Annotated in this window: 11 protein-coding genes and 1 pseudogene; 5 read left to right on the top strand and 7 right to left on the bottom strand. The window is 61.4% G+C overall.

The annotated features are described in order from the left end of the window. Positions 1-62 precede the first annotated feature (62 nt). A complete protein-coding gene (locus tag NDN16_RS20715; RefSeq protein ID WP_251115313.1) occupies positions 63-887 on the bottom strand; it encodes a protein-L-isoaspartate O-methyltransferase family protein in 825 nt (274 codons plus the stop codon). An 80-nt stretch (positions 888-967) separates the two neighbouring features. Continuing rightward, on the bottom strand, positions 968-1,564 hold the full coding sequence (locus NDN16_RS20710) for a recombinase family protein (RefSeq protein WP_251115312.1): 597 nt from the start codon (positions 1,562-1,564) through the stop codon (positions 968-970). A 147-nt stretch (positions 1,565-1,711) separates the two neighbouring features. Between NDN16_RS20710 and NDN16_RS20705 the strand changes: the two genes are divergently transcribed. From NDN16_RS20705 to NDN16_RS20695, 3 genes are all read left to right on the top strand, one after another. Further along, positions 1,712-2,323 carry a DUF4158 domain-containing protein gene (locus tag NDN16_RS20705; protein WP_251115311.1) on the top strand — a complete coding sequence of 204 codons (612 nt, stop codon included), beginning with the start codon at positions 1,712-1,714 and terminating at the stop codon, positions 2,321-2,323. 565 nt (positions 2,324-2,888) lie between these two features. Further along, complete coding sequence (locus NDN16_RS20700) at positions 2,889-3,053, top strand: hypothetical protein (protein WP_251115310.1); 165 nt, start codon at positions 2,889-2,891, stop codon at positions 3,051-3,053. Positions 3,054-3,237: 184 nt separating this feature from the next. Further along, entirely contained in the window at positions 3,238-4,050 is an 813-nt protein-coding gene (locus NDN16_RS20695; RefSeq protein WP_251115309.1) for a helix-turn-helix domain-containing protein, read from the top strand. Between the two features lie 123 nt (positions 4,051-4,173). Here NDN16_RS20695 and NDN16_RS21185 read toward each other — a convergent pair. The 3 genes and pseudogenes from NDN16_RS21185 to NDN16_RS20685 form a co-directional block, all read right to left on the bottom strand. After that, positions 4,174-4,236: pseudogene (locus tag NDN16_RS21185) on the bottom strand (DUF4113 domain-containing protein); the annotation flags it as partial. 37 nt (positions 4,237-4,273) lie between these two features. Then, on the bottom strand, positions 4,274-4,579 hold the full coding sequence (locus tag NDN16_RS20690) for a DinB/UmuC family translesion DNA polymerase (protein WP_353050240.1): 306 nt from the start codon (positions 4,577-4,579) through the stop codon (positions 4,274-4,276). Beyond that, positions 4,530-5,171, bottom strand: a complete 642-nt coding sequence (locus NDN16_RS20685; RefSeq protein WP_251115307.1) for a hydrolase — start codon at positions 5,169-5,171, stop codon at positions 4,530-4,532. The genes NDN16_RS20690 and NDN16_RS20685 overlap by 50 nt, the downstream gene beginning before the upstream one ends. A 157-nt stretch (positions 5,172-5,328) precedes the next feature. Between NDN16_RS20685 and NDN16_RS20680 the strand changes: the two genes are divergently transcribed. After that, the gene (locus NDN16_RS20680; RefSeq protein ID WP_251115306.1) at positions 5,329-6,279 is read left to right on the top strand and encodes a LysR family transcriptional regulator; all 951 of its coding nucleotides are present in this window, start codon (positions 5,329-5,331) and stop codon (positions 6,277-6,279) included. 685 nt (positions 6,280-6,964) lie between these two features. Here NDN16_RS20680 and NDN16_RS20675 read toward each other — a convergent pair. Beyond that, positions 6,965-7,264, bottom strand: coding sequence for a PRC-barrel domain-containing protein (locus tag NDN16_RS20675; RefSeq protein WP_251115305.1), 300 nt, complete (start codon positions 7,262-7,264; stop codon positions 6,965-6,967). Positions 7,265-8,369: 1,105 nt separating this feature from the next. Then, positions 8,370-8,720 carry a hypothetical protein gene (locus NDN16_RS20670; protein ID WP_251115304.1) on the bottom strand — a complete coding sequence of 117 codons (351 nt, stop codon included), beginning with the start codon at positions 8,718-8,720 and terminating at the stop codon, positions 8,370-8,372. A gap of 156 nt (positions 8,721-8,876) precedes the next feature. Here NDN16_RS20670 and NDN16_RS20665 point away from each other — a divergent pair, with 156 nt between their 5' ends. Then, a complete protein-coding gene (locus NDN16_RS20665) occupies positions 8,877-9,206 on the top strand; it encodes a hypothetical protein (RefSeq protein WP_251115303.1) in 330 nt (109 codons plus the stop codon). The last annotated feature ends 314 nt before the right edge of the window (positions 9,207-9,520 follow it).

Below are 9,520 nucleotides of genomic sequence, written 5' to 3'. Positions count from 1 at the left end.
ACGTTTCCAGCCAACGAGCTGGGCCGCTTCGTCCTGTAACGACCCGTTGCGGAGCCGCCGCCTCAATGGGATGATGCTGAAAACCAGACGTTTAAGCATATGCCAACGGCGGTATCGTCTGGCCCCCGATCTTCGGTGAGCCACGCAGTCGCAATCGACCGCGCTTCAGGAATGCTTGGCACCTTGATACAAGCATTTGGGTCCGATGCGCCGATGCAGGGAATAAACCAGGACGGTCCCAACGGACGAACCGCAAATCCCTTTTGGAGTTTCGTCAGCATTAGCGTGATCCCAAGGCTGGTCGACGGGCTCCATGGGAAGATGGTTCGGCCACCGGGACGCAGTGCCTTCAGCCAAGCCGAAGGGGGCGAAACAACCCCCGCGTTCACGTAGATCAGGTCACAGTCTTCGATGTCCGCTTGAGTGGCATCGCCATGCCTAACGCTCACTCCCTCGAACGGCGCCAGGTTGTCGACCGCACGACGCGACAGGTCTGCATCGATCTCGTATCCGTGGACCCGTCCGTTCGGCAGAACCAGAAGCGACAGGAGCGCGGTGTAGTACCAAGTGCCCGTCCCTACATGCACCACAGTCTCGCCGCTTCGAGGCGCCGCAGCACCGATCCAGGCGGCATGCAGAAAGGGCTCACCGTTGTTGATGCCCTTCGCGCTGTTGAGCGCGATCAGGGCGTTCTGGTAGACATAGGCAGGGTCGGCGCTCGGCGTCTCGACATAGCGTCGATTGACCATGATCTTCCAGGGACCGGGGCCTAGGAATGCTTCGCGGGGCACGAGTTCGAAAACACGCTTAAGACGCTGATCGTTCGAGCCGCTAGCGGTTGCCATGAGTTTCGCATGAAAGCCGCGCAGCTCATCGAGGTCGGACATTCACAGCCTCCGCGTCCATTTTGCACGATCCTGACCGAAAGCGGATGGTCTGAGAACGATCCCGTCCGGTATCGAGAATGTCAGGCAAGCGCCGTTCCTAACCCCTGCCGATACGCGGCGACGATGCGCGAGACGGTGGGCTCGCTGACGCCGTAGAGCCGGGCCATCTCGGCGCCGGACTTGCGACCCGAGACGACGGACTCGGCGATCTCGCGGCGCTGCTTGTCGCCGAGCTTGCGGCGGCGACCGCCGATCCGCCCCTTTGCGCGCGCCTGAGCGAGCCCGGCGGAAGTGCGCTCGCGGATCATCGCGCGCTCGAACTCGGCGAACGAGCCGACCATCTGCATCATCATGCGGCCCGCGGCCGTGGTGGTGTCGATCGCCTCGGTCAGCGAGCGGAAGCCGGCGCCGGCGAACTGGATGCGCTCCATGATGTGCAGGAGGTCCTTCAGGCTGCGCGACAGGCGGTCGAGCTTCCAGACCACGACGACGTCGCCCTCGCGAAGCTGCCCGACCATCTCCTGGAGCCTGGGCCGATCCCAGCGTCCGCCGCTCGCCGTTTCCTCGAAGACGCGCCGGCATCCCGCTCCGTCGAGCGCCCGGCGCTGCGCGGCGTTCGACTGCTCTTCACCTTTCGACACGCGGGCATAGCCGATCAGGTAGGGAGGTGCGCTCAAGCCTCGGGCCTTTCACAAACGGCCGTATCTGGAGGAGCGAACGGTACAACGGCGTTGCATCGTGTTCCGGCTTTCACAATCCTCTTTCATTTGAATGCCGAAAGGCAAGAGGTTTCTGGAGGTTCGACAGTGCCCGGACGCATACCCATGACCGCGAGGCAGTGCGCCGAGCTGCTAGCCCTGCCCGACACCGAGCCGGCGGTGATCCACCACTACGGCCTCGACGCGGAGGACTTCGCCGCGGTCGCAGCGGCGCGCACGCCTGCGACCCGGCTCGGCTATGCCCTCCAGCTCTGTGCCCTGCGCTATCCCGGACGGCATCTGCGTCGGGGCGAACTGCTGCCCACATCCATGCTCGACCATATCGCCGAACAGGTCGGGGTCGACGCCGATGTCATCGCCGACTTCGCGCGCCGTACACCGACGCGCTACGACCAGCTCGCCGCCATCAAGGCGCGGTTCGGCTTCCGCGATCTCAGCCGTCCGCTGCGCGCCGATCTGATGACATGGCTGACCCGGGAAGCCGAGACCCTCGTCGACGGCCGCGCCCTCCTCGACCAGCTGCTCGGCGAGATGCGGTCCCGCCGCATTGTGATCCCCGGTGCCAGCGTCGTCGAGCGCCTGGCCGCCGAAGCGATGTACCGCGCCGACGCTACAATGGTCGCCGCGATCGATGTCGCTTTCGACGGCGACATGCGGGCGCGTCTCGACGCCCTAATCGACGACAAGGTGCATGAGCGTCAAAGCCGCCTGTCCTGATTGCGCGACCCGACGCCGCGGGTCTCGTCCACATCGCTCGCTGAGATCCTGGAGAAGATCGAGGCGATCCGCCGAACCGGAGCCATGGACCTTTCCGTCAGGCCTCGACACGAACCGCGCGTCGAACAGTTCGCACGGGAAGGCGTCCGCTACACCGCGCCGGTCATCTCAACCGTGGCCGCAAAGCCCACCATGCATTAGATTTGAACCGGGCCACCTAACGGGGCAGACCAGAGCAGCGATTTTACACGGCCGGAAGATGTTTGGCGCTAGCGTGCCGCCGCAAACGGCACGCAATCACCTCAATTTGAATCCTGTCCGGCCCTCGTTGAACCGGAGCCTGCGAGAGAAATTCCGGCAGACGGTTCCACTACCTCCCCTTGAATCCGGGGTACTTACTTGCGTGAGGCTGACCCCAAATGAACAATCAGGGGTAGCCTTTTATCGCGAATCCCTCCAGCATGGCACTAGTAACTTTGCCGAGTCGGATTCGATGCCCGGAAAAAGTCTAAGCAGTCGTCAAGCCGATACTCGCGCTCGCCGCCGCGCGCAGGGTATGCGGGCCATGGAAGCCGTTTTCTTCGAGCGCGAGCTGGAAACGCTCGATGCGATCAAAAGCAGGCTGAACCTTACATCGCGGTCGGAAGTGCTGCGCCTTCTGTTGGCGAAGACCGATCCAAACACCCTGACACCGGACGACGCTGCGGCCCTCTCTAAGGACGCAGCGTAGTGCCGATCATCACCGAAATCGCGGAGACGCCATAGGCAAAGAAAAAGGCCCCGAAGCGGGAGCCGCCGGAGCCTCATTCTGGATTAGTGTAGCAGCGCCAGAATTACACTCCCTCACCCACATCGTCAAGTGAAATTGCGGCTTCCCGCCACGGCCTCGCTTTGCCCTTTTGCAAGGAGAGACCATGACGGCAGAACTAACTCGCGCGCCCATGAGCGCACGCGCGACGGCGCTTATCCTTCCGCAAGGAGGGGCCGCCGTGGCGGACCTGTTCGCCCATATTCCACTGCCTGACGGGCCATCGCATCCCGACCATTTGGCGCGTCTTGCCATCTGGCGTGACCAGAAGGCCGGGCTGATTTCGGTCGCCGAGGCGCAGCGCCGATCAGCGAATGTCGGCCGCGAGGAAACCGCCAAGGCCGATCGTCAGAACGCGCCAGCGCGACCGCGCCACACGCGCCCCTCGCCCAACGACAGCCGCCAATACGCCGGCGACATGGCGACCACGGCCGCACGCGACGATCGTCTGACGCCGAACGCTAAAGCTTTCCTGCAGGTTATTCGGGCGCGCTGCGGGAAAGGCAGCGAGACGGAAATCACAAAGGGCACGGCCGGGAACATCATGTCACGATCGACACGCACGATCCGGCGTTATCTCGTTGACCTCGTTCGCTTCGGCTACGTGCAGCTTACCATCAAGCGCAACCATCGCGGGATGCACCTTGGGCTGGTCGTCACGATCACCGAGAAGGTCCGGCCCTTCTACGAGCAGGCCAAGGGCCTTGCTGCGTGGCTCGCGGAAGAGCCCAAGGTGGCGTTCCAGCCCTTCAGCGGCGTTCTTTCCCCAAGGAATAAGGGGGTGACACACTTGTCACCCAAAAACCAAACCAAACAATTCTATTCCTCCACTTCCTTCGGAAGAACGGACACGGGCCGAGAAACGGCCCGTGGAACGCTTTCGAGAAGAATTGGGGCAAGTTTCGTGCCACCATCCTGATCCGCATCACCGGCCATCTTAGACCGAATTTGGTTTGATTAGGCCTCGCCTCGTCAGCGACCGATATCGCGTGTTTCAAGAATGTGAATTTGCACGGCAAATTAGGACTGAATGCGGGGGTAGTTAGGCAATCCGTGTCGTGTACTGCGGGGATCGCATGTCGAATTTGGTCTGCCAGTCGCGCCGCGGCCGAACTTGGCGTTCACCGCGTCAATTGCGGTCATCAGGCGTTCGGACTGGTCGCGATCAGATCGTCCATCACGATGCCGGCCTTCGAATAGCGGAAGCCATCCCGGTAGATCGCGTGGGCGGCGCGCTGCGCCGCCTTCACAAGATCGAGCGTGTCGTTCGTGGATTTGGGAAACTGAACCGTCGCGGCGGCCGAGTACGGCCGATCTCGCGCGCTGAACTCGCTGGTGCGCATGAAACCCGCGGAGACCCTGGCTCCGCGGGCTGAATGATCACCAGGCCAAAAGGCTTTAGACAGCGCCGGCAGCTGCGGCCTTCTCCGGATTGAAGCCGTCAGCACTTTCAAAGACGTCCATGAAGCCGGGGACGGTCGCCTGACGCGACCAGTCGCGCTGGAATTCACAGTAAAGCTGGACGCGGCTGCTCATCTTGCCGCCTGCCTGTTCGACGCGACGAAGGCCTGCTTCGTGGGCCGCAACGGACGTGCCGCCAACGGCGTCCACGGGAACGTAAACCTCGTAGCCTTCCTGAAGCGCGTCGAGCGCCGGGAAAGTCAGGCACACCTCGGTCCAGAGGGCGGTCATAATGAGCTTGCGACGACCCAGCGCCTTCACAGCCTCTTTAAATTCCACATCCTCCCAAGCGTTGATCGTGGTCCGGTCATAGGTTGGGAGATGCCCGAGAATGTCCTGAAGCTGCTGGATCGCTGGCTTGTTGAGGCCCGTCGACACATTCACCGTCGAGTGAATGATCGGCACACCGTAATTGAGCGCAGCCTTGGCAACGCCGGTGATGTTGAAAACGAGTTCATCACGCGGCATGGAGCGGATCGAAGAAACCTGGACCGGCTGGTAGTCGATGGTGAGAAGCGCCGAGTTCTCCGGTGTGATCAAATGGTCGGTCTGCGGGTTACGGATCTTCTCACTCGCCATGCTTCATATCCTCTTCGCTTAAGTGGGCCCCTTTATGGGGATCAAAGGCGAGAGTACGTGTTCGCAGGTTCTCGCGAAGCCGCCGAAGCGAGGACAGATTGTTCTCGGAACAAGAACCTGAAATTGATTTTGGAACCGTCTCGGTCGAGTATGGGGAATGGCGGATCGGTTCGAAGACTTGCGAGCGTTGGTTGCAGTGGTTTCCGCCGGCGGCTTTGCCGCTGGAGCGGAACGGCTTGGCATCGCCAAATCTGCAGTGAGCCGCCGGATCCGCGAACTTGAAGACAGGCTTGGGGCGAGGCTGTTCGATCGAACGACGCGCCGCGTGACGCTGACGGACGTGGGGCGCGAGTTTCATCAACGTGCTGTCGAGCTTCTGGCCGGACTGACTGAGGCTGAAGAAACCGCCTCGAATGCGAGTGGCGAGTTCCGAGGTCGAATTCGCATCGCGGCTGGCGTCTCGCTGACGACGTATTGCCTCGCGCCTGCTGTGAAAGTCTTCATGGAGCGCCACCCGGCTGTGACGCTGTCGATCGACACCGACGATCGAGTGGTCGATTTGGTCAGTGACGGTTACGATCTGGCGATCCGCATCGGGGAACTTGCCGACTCGTCGCTGATCTCCCGCCGGCTCGTGACAATCCGACATGCCTGCGTGGCAAGCCCAGCGCTCCTCGAGCGTCTAGGAACGCCGGAGGATCCACGGGACCTCAGTCGGTTTCCCGGCGTCTTCTACTCGCTCCGTCACAAATCCTCGTACTGGCGATTTGCCGACGACTTCGTTGCGTCAGTGACCAGCCGCCTCGAGTTTGCGAATGGGGACGCTGTCCGCGAAGCCGCAATCGCCGGGCTCGGCGTCGCAATGCTTCCGACGTTTATCGTTCATGACGCAGTCCGCTGCGGGGCGCTTTCGATCGTTCTGGCGGACCATATGCGACCGCCGATCGCGATGTATGCATTGCACCCTTCGATGCGTAACCAATCCGCCCGCTCGCGGGCGTTCATCGATTTCCTCGTCGAAACTTTTGAAGGTGGACCATTTTGGGATCAGGGGCTTCCGCTCGCCCCGCTCCAATCTGATCGTGGAGGCGTGCCGAGCCCGCTTTAGGACGATGCCGGACGCCGACCCCGTTCACAGAGCAGCGTCGCACGGGGCTCGTTGCTCGACATGGCGTTGACCCTCGCTTCGCAAAATGCAGCTTAGGAAGCGTTAGCCTGCCTTGTTCTAAGAGCTTATCAGCGTCTCGGTGCTAAGGGCGAGCTGCTGTCCGTACGTCCTAGATGCATCAAGAACGCGGGCTTGGCTTACGCCGAAAATGAAAAACATGGCGTGGATGAGTGAAAATATAGCCAGGAAGACGAGCTTTCCATCACCCAAGCTGGCAAACCCAGGCTCGAGCCAAACGATGGCGGCAGCCAACGCGACGCGGACGAGGCCAACGAGGACATTCCTTCGCGCAGCTTCTATTTTGAGCCGGGGAACTGTATCGGCGAATTCAGCGCATCTTTTGTCAAGCAGGTGCAGGCTCTTATGATCGACGCCCTGAAAGCGCGGCGGCTCCAACGGACTGACCGAGGCTAATGCAAAAAGGTCGTGCGCCAGGCACACGGCGTTTGATCGCCCCGCGTCAGTGGGGCCTTTGGTTGCCTCCGCTATTCAACTTGTCCGGAAGCCCGAGGGTCAGTTCTTCGCCAAGGTCGAGATCGGCGCGGAATGGAGCAGCAAAAAGCTCCGCTGATGCGACGCGCAAAAGAGCGACGTAAAGGGCCCGGGGTCACCGGGCCCGATAGCCTTAGCGATCCATATGCTCCGGCATCGCTTTCAGTTGATCCTTAGTCCATGTGGTCACCGCGTGAACGTTGCCATCCTCATCGCGCATGAACTCAAGGTCGCTGACCGGAACCGAAACAGGTTTTGCGCCAATCCCGAGAAAACCGCCAACATCGATGACCACCTGCGTGGCCGGGCCAGCACCATGGACATGCGAAACGCTGCCGATCTTGCTGTCGTCGGGACCATAGATGGTGGCATCGTTTAGCACGCTTTCCGTCAGTTCGCCGCTGGAAAGTCGAACGTGTTTGCTGTGATCCATAAGGAGTCTCCATTAGCTGGTAGGCTACTGTAACTGGGCGGAAGGGTCGTCCGTTCCGTAGAAGGCTAGCGCGTTCTCGGACGAACCGAACCTACTGTAACCCATCCGCTATCTGCGTCTCGCTACAGGGTAGACTGGGCTCGTTCCAAATCTGTCACAAAGTGGAACAACGGAACGTCCGCTTTGTGAAACCCTAAAAATGCACCCCTATTCCGATCGATAAGGGGCAGTTTTCTGGAGATAAGGAGCCTAACAGCCCCTTCGGGCCGGGCTCTACGCGCTTTGCTCCCCGAGCCCCAGCGGGTCTCGGCCCTTCGGGTGACGATCCCTGCCGCCTCCAGGCCGCTCGCGCGCCCTTGCGCGCTCCGCTTACCAGATCCTCACCGGGCGTAGTGACCGCCCAAGTAGCGGGGCCAATCCACGGCATGGCCGCCTCGAACCAGTTCAGCGGCGACGTCCTGCCCATTCACAAAACACGTCGCAACCACCCGGTTATAGCTTGTCGGGTCCGATCGGCCGTCACAGACCGAACCACTCCCGACGCCACGGCACGAAACCGACGTCCGTCGATTAGTCGGCCGAGATAGGCGCCGGCTTCCCTGTAACCGCGCTCGCCACGTTCGGGCGCATTCACGCCGCAGAGGCGAACTANCCACTCCCGACGCCACGGCACGAAACCGACGTCCGTCGATTAGTCGGCCGAGATAGGCGCCGGCTTCCCTGTAACCGCGCTCGCCACGTTCGGGCGCATTCACGCCGCAGAGGCGAACTACGCGATCGCCTATGCGAAACGTGTCGCCGTCGGTGATCTGCGTCACGACGCCGGCGAACGTCTCGCCGCCTATCGATGTCGGCACACGGGGCGCGGGGACGCCGCCACTGCCCTCAATGCCGGTCCAGACGCGCTCAGCCATATCGGGGCCACCGACAACGGCGGCCAGCAGCAGAACCGCACTGACGCCGAGCCATTGCGTGCGCGAGCGCCAGGACGGCCGCTGTGATCGGCGCCGTCGCCGTCGAAAGAGATGCCGCGCATCTAGCCGCATTCGTTCTGTTGCACCTGGTGCTTCGCTTCCATGCTCGAGCCAATAGGCCCCTTTAATGTTCAGGGGCCATCCTTGGCCTTGTCGCGAAACGACACGGCGCCGAGGATCCGCACGCCCCTGTCCGGTGCAGTGGCCGGTTCGAAGAGTTCGCGCCCGATCACAAGTTCGGTGAGATTCTGTCCCAGCAGGGCGTTACTTTCGCCGGCACCAGCAGAACGAAGGATGCGCAGCTCGGCATCGGCAATTAACATACAGCCGTAGCGTTGAATCGAGCCAGGAACGTGGATCGGCTCGCGGTCGCAGGCGGTGATGTCGATCGTCTCTACTCCGGTACGCTGAAACTGTGTGCGTCTACCGTAAACGTCAGAGCATAACATCGCTATGGCTTGCTTGGCCGCGACTGCGACCAAACCGCGCTTTCACAATCTCTTATCGCCGTCTCTCAGCCGGTGACGATCATCTAACGGACGCTTGCTATCGACCCTTCTCGGCCATTCCTCGCACTTGTCTGCGTCACCGCAAACGCGACATTCCACATCCCACCGAAGGCGGACGGAGGCCAGGCTATGTCCAGGGGCGAAGAGCTTCGCGCGAAGTTCAAGGCAAAAGGGGAGGCCATCCGAAGGGAGCTCGAAAGCCCGTTCGGTCAGTTCCGTTTTAGGTTGCAGAGCTTCGTCTCCGAGGTCTGCGATGCGAGCATTGAGGATGGTTTCGCGCGGTTCATGTACGAACGATGGGACGCTTCCGAAACCGGCAGTCTCGACGTCTGGCTGATCGAGGAAGTGAAGCCTCTTTTCAAATCGGCCGGATCCGCTCCCAGATGGCGTCTCGAACCGCACTGGCTCTACCACGGCGACCAGCCGATGACCTTTGTCACACAGTACGACCACGACTAGCACACCTTCTACGTCTTCGAAGGACGAAAGGACGTAGACGGTGGCTGGAGCAGGATCATCCGGTTGAGCGCGCAGGACGAGGAAGGGATCGTTCTGCTGGACGGAGCAATCACCACCTGACGGGACAGCGAAAGGGAAATGTGGACCTTCCCTCAGCAGCTCGACATGTTGGCTTCCCGATATGCCGGCCTCGAAAGTGGACCGTCTCCTTTCTACCCTTCTCGGCCATGCCGCCACGCGTCCGATGACGTTCGTCTAACGGACGCCCGCTTTCCACCCGTTCAAGGCATAGCAGGCTCTCATACGCATTGTCG

The sequence above is a fragment of the Aureimonas altamirensis genome, assembly GCF_023702225.1.
Taxonomy (GTDB): Bacteria; Pseudomonadota; Alphaproteobacteria; order Rhizobiales; family Rhizobiaceae; genus Aureimonas; species Aureimonas altamirensis_B.
The sequence above is the reverse complement of the archived record's forward strand: the minus strand, read 5'-3'. Positions and strand labels throughout refer to the sequence as shown.

Excerpts from the sequence above, each read along its gene's own strand:
- NDN16_RS20715 (WP_251115313.1), bottom strand. The coding sequence starts at position 887 with ATGTCCGACCTCGATGAGCTGCGCGGCTTTCATGCGAAACTCATGGCA.
- NDN16_RS20705 (WP_251115311.1), top strand. The coding sequence starts at position 1,712 with ATGACCGCGAGGCAGTGCGCCGAGCTGCTAGCCCTGCCCGACACCGAG.
- NDN16_RS20700 (WP_251115310.1), top strand. The coding sequence starts at position 2,889 with ATGGAAGCCGTTTTCTTCGAGCGCGAGCTGGAAACGCTCGATGCGATC.
- NDN16_RS20695 (WP_251115309.1), top strand. The coding sequence starts at position 3,238 with ATGACGGCAGAACTAACTCGCGCGCCCATGAGCGCACGCGCGACGGCG.
- NDN16_RS20685 (WP_251115307.1), bottom strand. The coding sequence starts at position 5,171 with ATGGCGAGTGAGAAGATCCGTAACCCGCAGACCGACCATTTGATCACA.
- NDN16_RS20680 (WP_251115306.1), top strand. The coding sequence starts at position 5,329 with ATGGCGGATCGGTTCGAAGACTTGCGAGCGTTGGTTGCAGTGGTTTCC.
- NDN16_RS20675 (WP_251115305.1), bottom strand. The coding sequence starts at position 7,264 with ATGGATCACAGCAAACACGTTCGACTTTCCAGCGGCGAACTGACGGAA.
- NDN16_RS20665 (WP_251115303.1), top strand. The coding sequence starts at position 8,877 with ATGTCCAGGGGCGAAGAGCTTCGCGCGAAGTTCAAGGCAAAAGGGGAG.